This is a genomic window from Mycolicibacterium novocastrense (assembly GCF_001499835.1).
GTDB classification, from domain to species: domain Bacteria; phylum Actinomycetota; class Actinomycetes; order Mycobacteriales; family Mycobacteriaceae; genus Mycobacterium; species Mycobacterium novocastrense.
Window position 1 is genome coordinate 146,025 of record NZ_LQIH01000004.1, and the last position, 15,499, is coordinate 161,523.

Consider the following 15,499-nt stretch of genomic DNA (forward strand, 5'->3'; position numbering starts at 1 on the left):
GTGAACCAGCACGCGTTCGACATCGAAGAACGCCGCGCGGTTTACCGCGTGATCGCCGAACGCCGCGATATGCGCCGGTTCCTGCCCGGCGCGGCGGTACCCGAGGACGTGCTGGTGCGGCTGCTGCAGGCCGCACACGCCGCGCCGAGCGTCGGCCTGATGCAGCCGTGGCGGTTCATCCGGATCACCGATGATCGGTTACGGCGAGCCATCCGCGACCTCGTCGACGAGGAGCGTGTGCGGACCGCCGAGGAGCTGGGGCCACGCGGCGAGGAGTTTCTGGCCCTCAAGGTCGAAGGGATTCTGGACTGCGCCGAGTTGCTCGTCGTCGCGCTGGGCGACGGTAGACACGAGCATGTGTTCGGGCGGCGCACCCTTCCGCACATGGACCTGGCCTCGGTCTCCTGTGCGATACAGAACCTGTGGCTGGCTGCGCGCGCAGAGGGGCTCGGCATGGGTTGGGTCTCGATCTTCGAACCGGACAGGCTCGCCGAACTGCTCGGCATGCCGCATGGCGCTGAGCCCGTGGCGATCCTGTGTCTTGGACCGGTCCCCGAATTCCCCGACCGTCCACAGCTCGAAATCGACGAATGGACGACCGGACGGCCCCTGACCGAGTTCGTCGCCGAAAACCGCTGGCCGTCATCCACATCCGCGGGGTTACCGACATGAGAACCGTCGACATGAACGCCGACCTCGGCGAGGGTTTCGGGGTCTGGCGGCTCGGTGACGACGACGCCATGCTCGACATCGTCACGAGCGCCAACGTCGCCTGCGGCTTCCACGCCGGTGACCCCGCACTGCTTTTGCGGGCCTGCCGGGCGGCGGCCGAGCGCGGCGTGCGGGTCGGCGCCCAGGTGAGCTATCGAGACCTGGCCGGGTTCGGCCGCCGGTTCATCGACGCGACGCCCGAGGATCTCAGGGCCGACGTGATCTATCAGATCGGTGCTCTGCAGGCGATCGCGCGCGCCGCCGGGACCGCCGTCACCTACGTCAAACCACACGGGGCGCTGTACTTCGCGATCGTGACGAACACCGACCAGGCGCGAGCCATCGCCGAGGCCGTACACGACGTCGATCCGGCCCTCCCGGTGCTCGGGCTCACCGGTTCGGCGTTCTTCCGCGAGGCCGAACAGCTCGGATTGCGCACCGTCCCTGAGGCGTTCGCCGACAGAGCCTATCGCCCCGACGGTCGGCTGGTGGACCGTCGCCAGCGCGGCGCCGTCCTGCACGACACGGGCGTCATCGCCGACCGGATCGCGTCGATGGTGTCCGCCGGGCGAGTGGACGCGGTCGACGGTTCGACGATCCCGATCACCGTCGATTCGATCTGCGTGCACGGCGATTCGCCGGATGCCGTGCAGATTGCCACGGCCGTCCGCGAGCGACTGCTCGCCGAAGGTGTCGAGATCGCGCCCTTCACCTGACTCAACGCAGCGCGCAGTCCCCGCATTTGGACCCGTCGCTCACCCGGTAGTACAGGCAGCAGCTGCGGCGGCGAAACGCCAAGTTGTGCTTGACCGTTCCGGTGCCGACGAGCTTCCCGGTCTCCAGTAGCGACCGTGCCAGCATGGTCGCCGAATCGCGCAGCGGCGGCCGCACCGAGTACAGCGCCCGGGTCGCGGCCACCAGCGCCGAGGCGATGTTGCCGTAGAGCAGACGGGGTGCGACCTTGACGCGCAGACCGTCAGCCAATCGCTCCAGGTGCTCTTCCACGACGATGCGGTACAGCGTGGCTTCGCGGTCCCCGTCCAACAGATCACCATCGGGGACAGGGATTCTCAGTGCCGCACTGTCCGGCGCTCGCTGCAGACCCGTGAGGTCGGGCACGACGCCGTGTTCGAGGGCGCACGCGAGCACGGGCGACCAGAGCCTGGACGCGTGGCTCAACTGCACCGTCGAAGCGCCGATGCGAAGGTCGCCGGTGCGGTAGCGCGCGGCCGTCGCCTCGATCAGGTCCTGGTATCCGTCGGCGTAACACGCGGTCACCGGCCGCCAACCCGGTTCGGCAGGCCCATGGGCGATGGCGAAGAACCCGCCGAAGCGAGCGATCTCGGTGAGTTGACTGTCGATCCTCATCGGGTCCACTCCTTGGGTGTCACGTCGACCCGTATCCGATGGGTGCCCGCATCGAGTCCGACCCTGGCTGCGACGCCGTAGACCTCGGCGAGCATGTCCTCGGTCAGCACCTGCGCGGGAGTGCCGATCGACACGACGCCGCCGGAATCGAGGAGGCAGATCCGATCGCAGTACGCCGCAGCGAGATTGAGATCGTGCAATGCCGCGACGACGGTGGCACCGGAGGTCCGCAGCAGGTGCAGGGCGTCGTGCTGGTGGCGCAGATCCAGGTGGTTGGTCGGCTCGTCCAGCACGATCGTGCCGGTCCTCTGAGTCAGCGCACGTGCGATCATCACGCGCTGCTTCTGACCCCCCGAAAGCCGGTCGAACGGCTCGTTGGCCAGGCCGGATACGGCCACGGATTCGAGTGCCTCGGCGATGATGCGGCGATCGTCGGCGTTGTCGCCATCGAACGCGCGCTTGTACGGGGTTCGGCCCATCGCGACCACGTCGAACACCGTCAGCGCGAAATCGCCCGGCGCGTCCTGCAACACGGCTGCGATCCGGCGCGCCGCGCGCTTGGCCGGCATCTGCCAGACGTCCTCGCCGTCGACCAGCACACGTCCCGACGTCGGCCGCTGAGCACGGTAGAGAGTGCGCAGCAGCGTCGTCTTGCCGGCACCGTTGGGCCCGACGACGGCCACCATCTCACCGCGCTGCACCTGCATGGAGACGTTGCGGATCAATGTCTTTCGCCCCTTCGACACCGTCACGTCGTCGATGTGGATGCCGCCGGTCATGCCGATACCTTGCGCCGCATGAGCCACAGGAAGTACGGCCCGCCGACGAGGGCGGTGAGGACGCCGACCGGCAGTTCCTCCGGTGCGGCGACGGTGCGTGCGGCGATGTCGCACGCGATGAGGAACGAGGCTCCCAGCAGCGCGGCCGCCGGCAGGGCGCGACGGTGATCGGCGCCGACGAGCATCCGGACGATGTGGGGCATGATCAGGCCCACGAAGCCGATCGCACCGCTGACCGCAACCATGGCGCCCACCATCAGCGCGACCACGACGAACATGGCGGCGCGGAAGCGGTGCACGTCCAAACCCAGTGCAGCAGCGGCTTCTTCACCGCTGTACAGCAGATTGAGCGGCCGGGTGACGGCGAGCAGCACCGCGATACCGACGGCCAAAGCGATGGCCGGGATCCACACCGTCGACCAGGTTGCCCCACCGAGCCCGCCCAGCATCCAGCGCACCGCGGACTGGGCTTTGTGCGGGTCGTCGGAGGTGACGATCAACAGGCTGGCGACGGCCGAGAGCACCTCCGCGACCGCGACGCCGGCGAGTATCAGTCGTAGTGTCGTCATCCGGCCCCCCGTACGGGCCAGAAAGTAGACGGCCACCAGCGCGACCAACGCCCCGAGAAACGCCGCCGCCGGCAGCATGAACAAGCCGAGGCCGGCGCCGGCCACCAACACCGCGACGGCACCCACGGACGCACCCGACGACACACCCAGAAGCATCGGATCGGCCAGGGGGTTGCGCACGACAGCCTGCAACACCATCCCGCAGCCTGCCAGGCCGGCCCCGATGACCGCCGCCAGCACCACTCGGGGGAGTCGTGCGTCGAGGACGATCGAGGCGCGCACCGGCGGCCATGTCGGATCGACCAACATCGGGTTGAGTCGATGCAGCAGGATCTGCCACACCTGACCGGGTGGAAGGGCCACCGATCCGATGGTGACCCCTGCGGTCACGCACACCAGAAGCAACGCCACGAGCGCCGCCAGTACCAGGCCGTACCGAACGCGATGATCACGCGGGGGCGCGGGCCGCGCCGGCTTGTCAAGGGTGACGGCCGTCATCCGGTCAGCTCCGGATATAGCTGCTCGGCAAGGGATTTCACCGCGCGCCCGACGCGGACGCCGGCGGTGATCTCCGATAGCGGCAAAACCGCGAAGCGTTGATCGCGAATGGCGGGAACTCGTTGCAGCACCGGATTGCCCAACAGGAACCGTTTCTTCTGCTCGACCGATTGCTCACCGTAGTCGTAGATCAGGATGGCTTCGGGGGCGCGCTCGGCGAACTGTTCGAACGAGACGTCGGCCCACACCTTTGGAACGTCGGCGAACAGGTTGCGCCCGCCCGCGGATTCGATGATCTGATTGCCGGTGCCCTGGCCGCCGGAGGTGAACACGGTCGCCTCACCGCTGTCGTAGACGGCGACGTCGACCGGTACCACGCCACGCACGTGGTGACGGGTTTCCCGCAGGGTCCGCCGCTGGCGTTCGACCTCCCGGTCGGCTCGGTCACCGACGCCGAATATCCGTGCGATGGTGCGAATTTCGTCGTCCACCGCAGACAGCGTCATCGGTTCAGCAGAGCAGTTCTCCGGGTTGAGGTGCGTGTCGATGCCGACCTGTTTCAACCGTTCCCTCCCGCGCCCCTCCTTCTCGTCGAATGCGCTTGCCCAACCGCCGTAGACGAAGTCGGGTTCGGCGGCGAGCAGCGTCTCGTATGACGGGTACTCCTCGGCGATCACCGGTATGGCCTCGTAGGCGTCCCGGTATTCGGGCAGCACCCGATCGTCGAGGAATGCGGTGCCGACCATGGACTTCTCCAGTCCCAGTGCCAGCATCGTCTCGACCGAATGCTGATTGAGGGCCACGGCCCGGCGCGGTGGACGGTCGTAAGTCGTGGTGATGCCGCAGTTGGTGACGGTCACCGGGAAGCCAGCCAGCCCGTCGTCAGAGGTGGTGTCGGTCGGCGGTGTCGCCGTGCCGCACGAAGTGCACAGCAGAGCCGAGATCACCGCCGCCGCAAGGTGTCGACGCACCGCCATCCACGTGCCTTCCGTCGTGCGGACACCACGGGAAGCGCTCTCGGTACGCCGAGATCAGCCTCACCGGGGAAGTCCGCCCCAGCCTTATGAGGAGGCGACCGCGGTGAGTATCTGGCTCCCGGCTCGGTCTCGAAAAAGACCTCGCCGCTCACAGTGGCGGGACCGCGCCGGATTCACACCGGCTTCCTCTGGTCGCGATCGCCTATGGCAAGTGATCCTGCCACACCTCGATCTGGCGGCGCCTTGTCGGCCGAGCCGGTGGGCCTTGTCGTCAACAGGCCCTGGTCGATCAGTTGCCGTTCTCGGGGCGTCGTTGCGCCCCATACCCCCCAGGCCTCCACGGAGCTCAGGGCGTACCTGAGACATTCGCGCTTGACCGGGCACGATCGACACACCTTCTTCGCGCGTTCCTCGCGCGCCGCTCTGAGTTGGCCGCGCTCGCCATCAGAAGGGAAGAACATCTCCGTCGGCAGCCCTCGGCATCTGGCGTGCAACTGCCAGTCGAGATCCTGCGCAGTTGGGCGCCGATGTGAGTGCGATACGGGGTTACCGAAGGCTGGTGCTCGGCCGGTGACCTGACAGTGCGCGGACATGTTCCTCCTCGGCTCGGTACACTAACGGTAATGAAAATCGTTTTCAATACCAGGAAGGGGTGCTGCTCGCGGGTCAAGCGCATCGTCAAGCGGCCCACCTAGAGTTGACGCCATGCGTCTCAAGCTCGGCAGGCCGAACCTGGCGGACTACGAGCGCTATTTCGACACCCCGCGGGCGACGGCGTCTACCCCATTGACGGCCACCTGGGCGGGCGTCACGACGCTGCTCATCGACGACGGCGAATCGGCGCTGCTGACCGACGGCTTCTTCTCCCGGCCGAGCCTGCGCGAAGTCGGGCTGCGACGACTGTCGCCGTCGGAACCGCGTATCGAAGGCTGCCTGGCCCGCCTGCGGATCGACCGGCTGGAAGCCGTGCTTCCCGTGCACACTCACTACGACCACGCGATGGACAGCGCGGTGGTCGCCGAGCGTACCGGCGCCCGTCTCGTCGGCGGCCGGTCCGCCGCTCAGGTTGCCCGCGGCCACGGTTTACCGGAGGACCGCATCGAGGTCGTCAGCCCCGGCGACCCTGTCGCGCTGGGCGCCTACGAGGTCACCCTCGTCGAGGGGAATCACTGTCCGCCCGACCGCTTTCCGGGTGTCATCACGCGGCCGGTCGTTCCGCCGGTCAGGGTGTCTGCGTACCGGTGCGGTGAGGCGTGGTCCACGATCGTTCACCACCGCCCGTCGGGCCGTCGCCTTCTGATCGTCGGCAGCGCGGGATACGTTCCGGGCGCGCTGACCGGACAGCGCGCCGACGTCGTGTACCTCGGGGTCGGTCAGCTCGGGCTGCAACCAGAGCACTACCTGCATGAGTACTGGCACGAGACCGTGCGGACCGTGGGCGCGCGCCGCGTCGTGCTCATCCACTGGGACGACTTCTTCCGTTCCCTGCACCAACCACTGCGCGCGCTCCCCTATGTCGCCGACGACCTCGATGTCTCGATGCGGATGTTGTCGCGACTGGCCCACGACGACGGCGTCGCTCTGCACCTGTCCACGCTGTGGCAGCCTGCCGATCCGTGGATCTGATCCTGGCCGTGGCCGCCCTGGCGGTCGTGCTGGCCTTCGCGGTGGCCCGCCCGCACAAATGGCCGGAAGCCGTTGTGGCTGTTCCCGCGGCCGCGCTGCTCATCGGCGCCGACGTCATCTCGCTGCCCGAAGCCGCGGCGGAAATCGGCCGCCTGTTGCCGGTGGTCGGCTTCTTGGCCGTCGTTCTGGTGTTGGCGCGGTTGTGCGCCGACGAAGGGGTGTTTCGCGCCGCGGGGGCGGCGATGGCGCGTGCCGCCGACGGAAGCCAGAACCGGTTGCTCGCAGGCGTTTTCGCGATCGCCGCGGCAACGACGGCGATCCTGAGCCTGGACGCCACGGTGCTGTTGCTGACGCCCGTCGTGCTTGCGACTACCCGCATGCTGTCGGTGCCACCCACGCCGCATGCCTACGCGACCGCGCACCTGGCCAACAGCGCGTCGCTGCTGCTGCCGGTGTCGAACCTGACAAACCTGCTGGCGTTCACCGCGGCCGGCATCACCTTCCTGCACTTCGCCGCGCTCATGACCCTGCCGTGGCTGGTGGCCATCCTCGTCGAATTCGTCGTGCTGCGTTGGGTTTTCAGGCGACAGCTCGCGGTCCCGCCCCATCCCGTCTCCGGTGAGACGGTGCATGTCCCCGTGTTACCCCTTGTCGTATTGGGTTTGACGCTGGCCGGATTCATCATCACCTCGGCACTCGGGGTCTCACCGGCCTGGGCGGCACTCGGCGGAGTCGTCGTGCTCGGCGGCCGGAGCCTGGCGCACCGCCACACGACCGTGGCCCGGATGGCAGCCGCAGCCGATGTGCCGTTTCTGCTGTTCGTGCTGTGCCTCGGCATCGTGGTCGACGCCGTGATGGTCAACGGTCTCGACAACGCGATGCGGGGCCTACTGCCCGGCGGTCACGGCCTGCTCGCTTTGCTCGGGATCGCCGCCGTCGCGGCGCTGCTGTCGAACGTGGTCAACAACCTGCCCGCGGTGCTGGTGCTGCTGCCGCTGGTGTCTACATCCGGGCCGGGCCCCGTGCTAGCGGTGTTGATCGGAGTGAACATCGGACCGAACCTGACCTACGTCGGCTCGCTGGCCAACTTGCTGTGGCGCAGCGTGGTACGACGCGAAATCACGACCTCTGCAGGCGAGTTCAGCCGCATCGGTCTGTGCACGGTGCCCGTCACACTGGTGGCCGCAGTCGCCGGGTTGTGGGTGGGGCTGCGGCTGTTCGGCCTCTAACTTCGGCGCTGACGCGCGATCTCGGCGAGCACGACGCCTGCGGCCACGGAGGCGTTCAAAGATTCGGTCGGACCGGCCATCGGAATCGACACCACCGCGTCACAGGTCTCCCGCACCAGGCGCGAGAGCCCCTTGCCTTCGGAGCCGACCACCACGACGATCGGTCCTGAGCCGTCCAGTTCGTCAACCGTGGTGTCTCCGTCGGCGTCCAAGCCGACGATCTGCAGGCCCGCGTCGGCCCAGTTCTTCAGTGTGCGGGTGAGATTCGTGGCCCGTGCAACCGGAACCCGGGCGGCGGCACCCGCACTGGTGCGCCACGCGACTGCGGTCACCGAGGCCGAGCGGCGCTGCGGGATCAGGACGCCATGGCCGCCGAACGCGGCGACAGACCGCACGATCGCGCCGAGGTTGCGGGGGTCGGAGATGTTGTCCAACGCGACCAGCAGCGCCGGGGCGCCGTCAGCTGTGACCGCTGCGAGCAGATCGTCGGGATGAGCGTACGAGTACGGCGGAACCTGAAGTGCCACACCCTGATGCAGACCGTTGACGGCAATGCGGTCAAGGTCGTGGCGCGGCACTTCGAGGATCGAGATGCCCGCATCGGCGGCGATCTGCACGGATTCGGTCAACCGCTCGTCGGCGTCCGCGCCGAGCGCGACGTACAGCGCGGTCGCCGGTACCCCGGCGCGTAGGCACTCCAGGACGGGATTGCGTCCGAGCACCACCTCTGTGTCGTCGGTCTTCTTCCCTTGTCGACGCGGCTGGGATTTCGCCGCCTTGGCAGCACGTTTCGCCGCGGGGTGGTTGGGACGCATGTGCGCGGGCGGAGTAGCGCCGCGGCCCTCAAGGCCCCGTCGCCGCACGCCGCCCGACCCGACCGTCGGCCCCTTCTTCGTTCCAGGCTTGCGGACCGCGCCTCTGCGCCTCGAGTTTCCGGCCATCTACTTCGTGTGCCCGTCGAGCAGCGTCCACTGCGGACCATCGGCGGTGTCGGTGACCTCGATGCCGGCTTCCTTGAGGCGATCCCGGATCGCGTCGGCCTCGGCCCAGTCCCGCCGAGCCCGCGCATCCTCGCGCCGCTCGACTTCGGCGCGCACCAACACATCGACCGCGGCCAGCGCGGCCGACGTCTCGTCCTTGGACTCCCAGCGTTCGTCGAGCGGGTCCGCGCCGAGGATGCCCATCATCGCGCGGATCGACATCGCCTGCGTCAGGGCCGTCTCGTGGTCACCGGCGTCCAGCGCGCGATTGCCCTCGGCACGGGCCGCGTGCACCTCGGCCAGCGCGATCGGAACGGAGAGGTCATCATCGAGCGCCGCGGCGAACTTCGACGTCCACTCACCCGGGACGACGGCACCCACTCGGTTACGGACGCGGTGCAGGAAGTCTTCGATACCGGTGTAGGCCTTCGCCGCGTCCTGCAGCGCCGTCTCGGAGAACTCCAGCATCGACCGGTAGTGCGCGCTGCCCAGGTAATACCGCAACTCTGCTGCCCGAACGCGCTGCAGCACAGCCGGAATCGCGAGCACATTGCCCAGCGACTTGCTCATCTTCTCGCCACCCATGGTCACCCAGCCGTTGTGCAGCCAGTACCGGGCGAACGGGTCGCCGGCCGCCTCGGCCTGCGCGATCTCGTTCTCGTGGTGCGGGAACACCAGATCCATGCCGCCCGCGTGGATGTCGAACTCCGCGCCCAGATACGCCTGGCACATCGCGACGCATTCGGTGTGCCAGCCCGGCCGCCCGCGCCCCCATGGCGTCGGCCAGGACGGTTCACCGGGTTTGGCGCCCTTCCACAAGGTGAAATCGCGTTCGTCACGTTTACCGGTCGCAGCGCCCTCGCCCTGGTGTACGTCGTCGATCTTGTGGCCGGACAACTTGCCGTAACCCGGGAGGCTCAGGACGTCGAAGTAGACGTCACCGTTGCCGACATAGGCGTGGTCCCGCTCGATCAGCCGCTCGATCAGTTCGATCATCTGGGTGATGTGGCCGGTGGCGCGGGGTTCGGCCGACGGTGGCAACACCCCGAGCGCGTCGTAGGCGGCCGAGAACGCGCGTTCATAGGTGGCGGCCCACTCCCACCACGGTCTTCCGGCGTCGGCGGCCTTGTTGAGGATCTTGTCGTCGATGTCGGTGACGTTGCGGATGAACGCGACGTCGTAGCCCTTGGCCATCAGCCAACGCCGAAGGACGTCGAACGCCACTCCGCTGCGCACGTGCCCGATGTGAGGCAGACCCTGGACCGTGGCACCGCAGAGGTAGACCGAGGCGTGCCCGGGGCGCACGGGAACGAAGTCGCGTACGGCACCGCTCATGGTGTCGTACAGCCGCAGGTCGGTCACGCCCTGACCGCCCAACCGTTCGTCTGATTCACGCCACCCAATCGTTCGTCCCAATCACGACAGCCGAGTGTTCGCCCAGCTCACGACGGGCCAGCTTACAGGCCTAATCGCCGTCAACCACCAGAGCGGTCGCGATGGCCGCCAGGCCTTCCCCACGTCCGGTCAGACCCAGGCCGTCGGTCGTGGTCGCACTGACGGATACGGGGGCGTCGAGCAATTCTGACAGGAGTTTCTGCGCCTCGCCGCGGCGTGGACCGACCTTCGGCCGGTTGCCGATCACCTGGACTGCCGCGTTGACGATTCGGAAGCCTTGCGTCGAGACGAGCTCGCGGACATGCCGGAGCATGTCGGCGCCGCCGGCGTCGCGCCACTCGTCGCGACCGGTGCCGAAGACCTCGCCGAGATCGCCGAGCCCGGCCGCGGAAAGCAGCGCGTCGCACAGCGCGTGCGCCGCAACATCACCATCGGAGTGGCCTGCGCAGCCGTCTGCCCCGTCAAACAGCAGGCACAACAGCCAACACGGCCGCCCCGCCTGGATGGGATGTACGTCGGTGCCGAGCCCGACCCTTGGCAGGCTCGTCATCGGCTTCAGGAAGCGGCGGCGAGTGCCTCGTCGAGGATGGTCGCGGCCTTCTCGTCATCGGTGTTCTCGGCGAGAGCAAGCTCGCCCACCAGGATCTGCCGCGCCTTGGCCAGCATCCGCTTCTCACCAGCCGACAGGCCACGCTCCTGATCGCGCCGCCACAGGTCGCGCACCACTTCGGCGACCTTGTTCACATCGCCCGAGGCCAGCTTCTCGAGATTGGCCTTGTACCGCCGCGACCAGTTGGTCGGTTCCTCGGTATGGGGGGCACGGAGCACCTGGAAAACCTTGTCCAGGCCCTCCTGTCCGACGACGTCGCGCACCCCGACATACTCTGCGTTTTCGGCTGGCACTCGAACCGTGAGGTCACCCTGGGCGACCTTCAAGACGAGGTATTCCTTCTGTTCGCCTTTGATGGTCCGGGTTTCGATCGCCTCGATTAACGCAGCACCGTGGTGGGGATAAACAACGGTGTCTCCGACCTTGAAAATCATCAGTTTCGAGCCCCTTTCACGCCTCAATGCTAGCACGGTGCCCAGACGGGGGTGGATCAACGGTGCAGGTCAGGGGCACCTCGGGTGAACGTTAGGGGTTGACACGCCGACCAATCCGTGCATGGCCGCGGCGTCTTCGAGAGGTCCATGAGGTAGCTGAGGTAGGGCATCGATCATGGGGCAGTGGCACTTCCGGTGAGACTTCCGCCGTAGCTGCCCGCGGGTTCCCGGCGGCGTGCCGGACCTCAGCTACCGCCGCCCGCACGCACCTACTACTCTGCATAGTCGAATCCCGCGACCGATCGGATCGGTCGCATCGACGGCCCGAGCAGGAGGCAAGAGTGGACCGCTTCAAACTGGCCGCCTGCGGGCTGGCCGCTGCCTTTGTCATGGGCGGGGCGCTCGTCGGCTGCAGTTCGGGACAGGTCTCGCAGATGACCACGCAGGAGCCGGCCGTCAACGGCACCAGCGCCAACCTCGGCGAGATCGCGCTGCGCAACGTGCACCTGCGGGCCCAACAAGTCACCGACTTCGTCCGGCCGGGCAAAGAGGTCGAGCTGATCTTCGTGGCGGCCAACACTTCGGCCGAACAAGCCGACAAGCTGGAGTCGATCACCTCCGAGGTCGGCGAGGTGGCCCTGACCGGTGACACCACCGTTCCCGCCAGCGGCATGCTCACGGTCGGCGCTCCGGACGGGCAGATCACCCCGTTGGAGAGCGTCGAGGCCGCCGAAGCCGCCGAAGCGAAGGTCACCTTGAGCAAGCCGATCACCAATGGCCTGCTCTACGACTTCACGTTCAAGTTCGAGAAGGCGGGCGAGGCCACCGTGCGGGTGCCGATCTCCGCCGGTGAGGCGCCGCGGCGCGGCGAAGCCACCGAAGCCGGCGGGCACGGCGGCGGACACTGAGCGAAGTCCGCGACACGACCGCCTGGCACTGAGTTCCTGGCGGGATCTGTCTTAGGCGACGGCTACCGTCACTACGTGGCCAAAGGTGGCGTCAAAACGCGCTCGCAGTACCGCTGCTCGGAGTGCCACCACGTCACCCTCAAATGGGTCGGCCGCTGCCCCGAGTGCGGCACCTGGGGCACGGTCGACGAGGTGGCCGTGCTCTCGGCGGTGGCAGGAGCCGGAGCGCGACGTTCGGTCGCCCCGTCCTCGTCGGCCGTGCCGATCAGCTCGATCGATCCCGGGCGCACCCGCCACTGCCACACCGGTGTCGCCGAGCTGGACCGGGTCCTCGGCGGCGGCCTGGTCCCCGGATCGGTGACGCTGCTCGCCGGCGACCCCGGCGTCGGCAAGTCGACGCTGTTGTTGGAGGTCGCGCACCGCTGGGCGACGGCAGGCAAGCGCGCGCTGTACCTCTCGGGTGAGGAGTCGGCCGGCCAGATCCGGATGCGCGCGGAACGCACAGGCTGCACCCACGACGAGGTGTACCTGGCCGCAGAGTCGGATCTGTCCACGGCGCTCGCACACATCGACGAGGTACAGCCCAGCCTGGTGGTGGTCGACTCCGTGCAAACCATGTCCACCACCGAGGCCGACGGTGTCACCGGCGGCGTCACCCAGGTGCGCGCGGTGACCACCGCTTTGACGATGGCGGCCAAGACATCTGGCGTCGCGCTGATCCTCGTCGGCCACGTGACCAAGGACGGTGCCATCGCGGGCCCACGATCGCTCGAGCACCTTGTCGACGTCGTTCTGCACTTCGAGGGCGACCGCGCATCATCGCTGCGAATGGTCCGCGGCATCAAGAACCGCTTCGGCGCCGCGGATGAAGTCGGCTGTTTCCTGTTGCACGACAACGGGATCGAAGGCGTCGCCGACCCATCCGGACTGTTTCGCGACCAACGGCCCGAACCCGTTGCAGGAACCGCGATCACGGTCACCCTCGACGGTAAGCGCCCGTTGATCGGGGAGGTGCAGGCGCTGATCGGGGCACCGGCGAACGGAACGGCCCGCCGCGCCGTCAGCGGAATCGACTCGTCGCGCGCGGCGATGATCACCGCGGTTCTGGACAAGCACGCGGGCCTGTCGGTGGGGGCACACGACATCTACCTGTCGACGGTGGGCGGCATGCGCCTGACCGATCCGTCGGCGGACCTGGCGATCGCGGTGGCCATCGCGTCCTCGAAGATGAACCTCCCCGTGCCGGCCGCCGCCGTGGCCATCGGGGAGGTCGGGCTGGCGGGCGACCTGCGCCGGGTCACCGGAATGGACCGCCGCCTGGCCGAAGCGGCGCGGCTCGGCTTCACCTCGGCGGTCGTACCACCCGGCGTGACATCGGTACCCGCCGGTTTGCGGGCGGTCACCGCCCACGACATCGGTTCGGCGTTGCGGGTTTTGCGCGATATCAGCAAAGTCGGCAAAGATCAGCAAAGATAGAGCAGTGGCGGCCGATCCTAGGGAGGGGCGATGGCCGTGAAGTCGGGTGGCAGGTCGGGACGTACGGTCGTGCCATTGGCGCGGCCCACCATGCGCGAGACCATCGCTCGCTTGGCCCCGGGAACGGCGCTGCGCGACGGCCTCGAGCGCATCCTGCGGGGCCGCACAGGCGCACTGATCGTGATCGGCTACGACGAGAGCGTCGAGGCCATCTGCGACGGCGGCTTCTCCCTCGACGTCCGCTATGCGCCGACACGCCTGCGGGAGCTTTCGAAGATGGACGGCGCGGTGGTGCTGTCCAGCGACGGCGCGCACATCCTGCGGGCCAACGTGCAACTGGTACCCGACCCCTCGATCCCGACCGAGGAGTCGGGAACCCGTCACCGCTCCGCCGAGCGCACCGCGATCCAGACCGGCTATCCCGTGATCTCGGTGAGCCACTCGATGAGCATCGTGACCGTGTATGTGGCCGGTGAACGGCACGTGATCCCCGACTCGGCGACCATCCTGTCGCGCGCGAACCAGACGATCGACACCCTCGAGCGTTACAAGACGCGCCTCGACGAGGTCAGCAGGCAGCTGTCGACGGCCGAGATCGAGGACTTCGTCACGTTGCGCGACGTGATGACCGTGGTGCAGCGGCTCGAGATGGTCCGCCGGATCAGCCTCGAAATCGATTCGTACGTCGTCGAACTCGGCACCGACGGCCGTCAGCTCAAACTCCAGCTCGACGAGCTTGTCGGCGACAACGACACCGCCCGCGAGCTCCTCGTGCGCGATTATCACGCCAACCCGGACCCTCCGTCGGCGGCGCAGGTGAGCGCCACGCTCGAGGAGCTCGACGGGCTCTCCGACAGTGAGCTCCTGGACTTCACGACGCTGGCACGGGTCTTTGGTTACCCGTCGACGATCGAGGCGCAGGATTCGGCGATGAGCTCGCGGGGCTACCGCGCGATGGCCGGTATCCCGCGTCTGCAGTTCGCACATGTCGACCTGCTGGTGCGTTCGTTCGGCTCGCTACAGGGCCTGCTGGCGGCCAGCGCCGGCGATCTCCAGTCGGTCGAGGGAATCGGCTCGATGTGGGCGCGCCACATCCGGGAGGGTCTCTCGCAGTTGGCCGAGTCGACGATCGCCGACCAGCTGGCCTGAGTCCGCGCCGGACCTCAGTTCGGGACGGGTCCCGGTGGCGGGGCGGCGCCCTGACCGTGCTCCGGCGACTGCGGCGCGGCGAGGATGAACGGCACCGTGGCCGAGCGCAGATTGCCCAGCTGGACGACGAGGTTGTAGGTGCCGGGCCCGATGGGTTGACGCGGCAGCGGGCAACCGGGAGCCGATCCCATACCCGTCCAGGTGACCTCGGTGGTCACCTGCTCGCCGGGCTGGAACGCCTTGACCAGGGTCTCGTTCGACGGTGCACAGTCGAGGTTGGACCAGAGCCGCGCGTTGTCCAGCGAGTAGACGTAGGCGGCCAGCACCGCGGCGCCGACGTCGCGCTTGCAGCCGACGAGCCCGATGTTGGTCACGACCATCGTGAACTTCGGCTGCTCACCGACGACGTACTGCGGTTGGTTGGTGATGCCCTTGACCGCCAGCGTCGAGTCGGGGCAGTCGTCGCCCTCGTTGAGCACCGGCGGTGGCGTGACGGCCGCGGTGGGTGTCGGGGTGGGCGGCGGCGCGTCCTGCGCCGGCGGCATCACCGGGGTTTTGACCTCGGGGTTCTCCCCCGGCAGCGGCGTCGGCTCGCCTGCCGCGGCGGGGGTGGACGCCTCGGCGCCCTCCGCGTCGGAGCCCCCGGTGTTCTTCACGACAACGATCACGATGGCCGCGATCACGCCGATCACGAGGACCGCTATGCCCAACGCCAATGCCCTGCGACGCCAGTAAATCTGCGTCGGTAGCGGGCCATGCGGTTCCAGATCCAGCACAACCCCACGGTAAG

16 protein-coding genes, 1 pseudogene and 1 riboswitch are annotated in these 15,499 nt (G+C 68.0%); of the genes and pseudogenes, 7 read left to right on the forward strand and 10 right to left on the reverse strand.

Features of this window, described 5'->3' with window-relative positions; all coding sequences use genetic code 11:
* Both bluB and AU072_RS05275 read left to right on the forward strand, forming a co-directional pair.
* Complete coding sequence (bluB, locus tag AU072_RS05270; RefSeq protein ID WP_064412800.1) at window positions 1-672, forward strand: 5,6-dimethylbenzimidazole synthase; 672 nt, start codon at window positions 1-3, stop codon at window positions 670-672.
* Entirely contained in the window at window positions 669-1,427 is a 759-nt protein-coding gene (locus AU072_RS05275) for a LamB/YcsF family protein (protein ID WP_064412801.1), read from the forward strand. The genes bluB and AU072_RS05275 overlap by 4 nt, the downstream gene beginning before the upstream one ends.
* Before the next feature lies 1 nt (window position 1,428).
* On the opposite strand, the gene AU072_RS05280 is transcribed toward AU072_RS05275, so the two are convergent.
* The 5 genes and pseudogenes from AU072_RS05280 to AU072_RS27490 form a co-directional block, all read right to left on the reverse strand.
* On the reverse strand, window positions 1,429-2,079 hold the full coding sequence (locus tag AU072_RS05280; protein WP_064412842.1) for a (2Fe-2S)-binding protein: 651 nt from the start codon (window positions 2,077-2,079) through the stop codon (window positions 1,429-1,431).
* A complete protein-coding gene (locus AU072_RS05285) occupies window positions 2,076-2,858 on the reverse strand; it encodes an ABC transporter ATP-binding protein (protein ID WP_064412802.1) in 783 nt (260 codons plus the stop codon). Before AU072_RS05285 ends, AU072_RS05280 begins: the two co-directional genes overlap by 4 nt.
* A complete protein-coding gene (locus tag AU072_RS05290; protein WP_064412803.1) occupies window positions 2,855-3,925 on the reverse strand; it encodes a FecCD family ABC transporter permease in 1,071 nt (356 codons plus the stop codon). Before AU072_RS05290 ends, AU072_RS05285 begins: the two co-directional genes overlap by 4 nt.
* Window positions 3,922-4,902: an ABC transporter substrate-binding protein gene (locus AU072_RS05295; protein WP_064412804.1), complete on the reverse strand. Its 981-nt coding sequence runs from the start codon at window positions 4,900-4,902 to the stop codon at window positions 3,922-3,924. The genes AU072_RS05290 and AU072_RS05295 overlap by 4 nt, the downstream gene beginning before the upstream one ends.
* 85 nt (window positions 4,903-4,987) lie before the next feature.
* Window positions 4,988-5,147: riboswitch (cobalamin riboswitch) on the reverse strand.
* Between the two features lie 51 nt (window positions 5,148-5,198).
* A pseudogene (locus AU072_RS27490) lies at window positions 5,199-5,420 on the reverse strand (WhiB family transcriptional regulator); the annotation flags it as partial.
* A 187-nt stretch (window positions 5,421-5,607) separates the two neighbouring features.
* Here AU072_RS27490 and AU072_RS05300 point away from each other — a divergent pair.
* Together AU072_RS05300 and AU072_RS05305 are read left to right on the forward strand one after the other, a co-directional pair.
* Window positions 5,608-6,528 (forward strand): MBL fold metallo-hydrolase, encoded by a 921-nt coding sequence (locus tag AU072_RS05300; RefSeq protein ID WP_064412805.1) that lies wholly within the window; start codon window positions 5,608-5,610, stop codon window positions 6,526-6,528.
* Window positions 6,519-7,757, forward strand: a complete 1,239-nt coding sequence (locus AU072_RS05305; protein WP_064412806.1) for an SLC13 family permease — start codon at window positions 6,519-6,521, stop codon at window positions 7,755-7,757. Before AU072_RS05300 ends, AU072_RS05305 begins: the two co-directional genes overlap by 10 nt.
* On the opposite strand, the gene rlmB is transcribed toward AU072_RS05305, so the two are convergent.
* The 4 genes from rlmB to carD all read right to left on the reverse strand — a co-directional run bounded on the left by rlmB (window position 7,754) and on the right by carD (window position 11,176).
* Complete coding sequence (gene rlmB, locus AU072_RS05310) at window positions 7,754-8,698, reverse strand: 23S rRNA (guanosine(2251)-2'-O)-methyltransferase RlmB (protein ID WP_064412807.1); 945 nt, start codon at window positions 8,696-8,698, stop codon at window positions 7,754-7,756. The genes AU072_RS05305 and rlmB overlap by 4 nt on opposite strands.
* Complete coding sequence (gene cysS / locus AU072_RS05315) at window positions 8,699-10,099, reverse strand: cysteine--tRNA ligase (protein ID WP_064412843.1); 1,401 nt, start codon at window positions 10,097-10,099, stop codon at window positions 8,699-8,701.
* 103 nt (window positions 10,100-10,202) lie between these two features.
* Window positions 10,203-10,682, reverse strand: coding sequence for a 2-C-methyl-D-erythritol 2,4-cyclodiphosphate synthase (gene ispF, locus AU072_RS05320; RefSeq protein WP_064412808.1), 480 nt, complete (start codon window positions 10,680-10,682; stop codon window positions 10,203-10,205).
* 5 nt (window positions 10,683-10,687) lie between these two features.
* Window positions 10,688-11,176, reverse strand: coding sequence for an RNA polymerase-binding transcription factor CarD (gene carD, locus AU072_RS05325; RefSeq protein ID WP_003888533.1), 489 nt, complete (start codon window positions 11,174-11,176; stop codon window positions 10,688-10,690).
* 341 nt (window positions 11,177-11,517) lie between these two features.
* On the opposite strand from carD, the gene AU072_RS05330 reads away from it, so the two are divergent.
* From AU072_RS05330 to disA, 3 genes are all read left to right on the forward strand, one after another.
* Window positions 11,518-12,084 carry a copper chaperone PCu(A)C domain-containing protein gene (locus tag AU072_RS05330; protein ID WP_064412809.1) on the forward strand — a complete coding sequence of 189 codons (567 nt, stop codon included), beginning with the start codon at window positions 11,518-11,520 and terminating at the stop codon, window positions 12,082-12,084.
* 75 nt (window positions 12,085-12,159) lie between these two features.
* The gene (gene radA / locus AU072_RS05335) at window positions 12,160-13,560 is read left to right on the forward strand and encodes a DNA repair protein RadA (RefSeq protein ID WP_064412810.1); all 1,401 of its coding nucleotides are present in this window, start codon (window positions 12,160-12,162) and stop codon (window positions 13,558-13,560) included.
* Between the two features lie 30 nt (window positions 13,561-13,590).
* Window positions 13,591-14,709, forward strand: coding sequence for a DNA integrity scanning diadenylate cyclase DisA (gene disA, locus AU072_RS05340; RefSeq protein WP_064412811.1), 1,119 nt, complete (start codon window positions 13,591-13,593; stop codon window positions 14,707-14,709).
* Window positions 14,710-14,723: 14 nt separating this feature from the next.
* On the opposite strand, the gene AU072_RS05345 is transcribed toward disA, so the two are convergent.
* Window positions 14,724-15,485, reverse strand: a complete 762-nt coding sequence (locus AU072_RS05345) for a hypothetical protein (RefSeq protein ID WP_064412812.1) — start codon at window positions 15,483-15,485, stop codon at window positions 14,724-14,726.
* Between the last annotated feature and the right edge of the window lie 14 nt (window positions 15,486-15,499).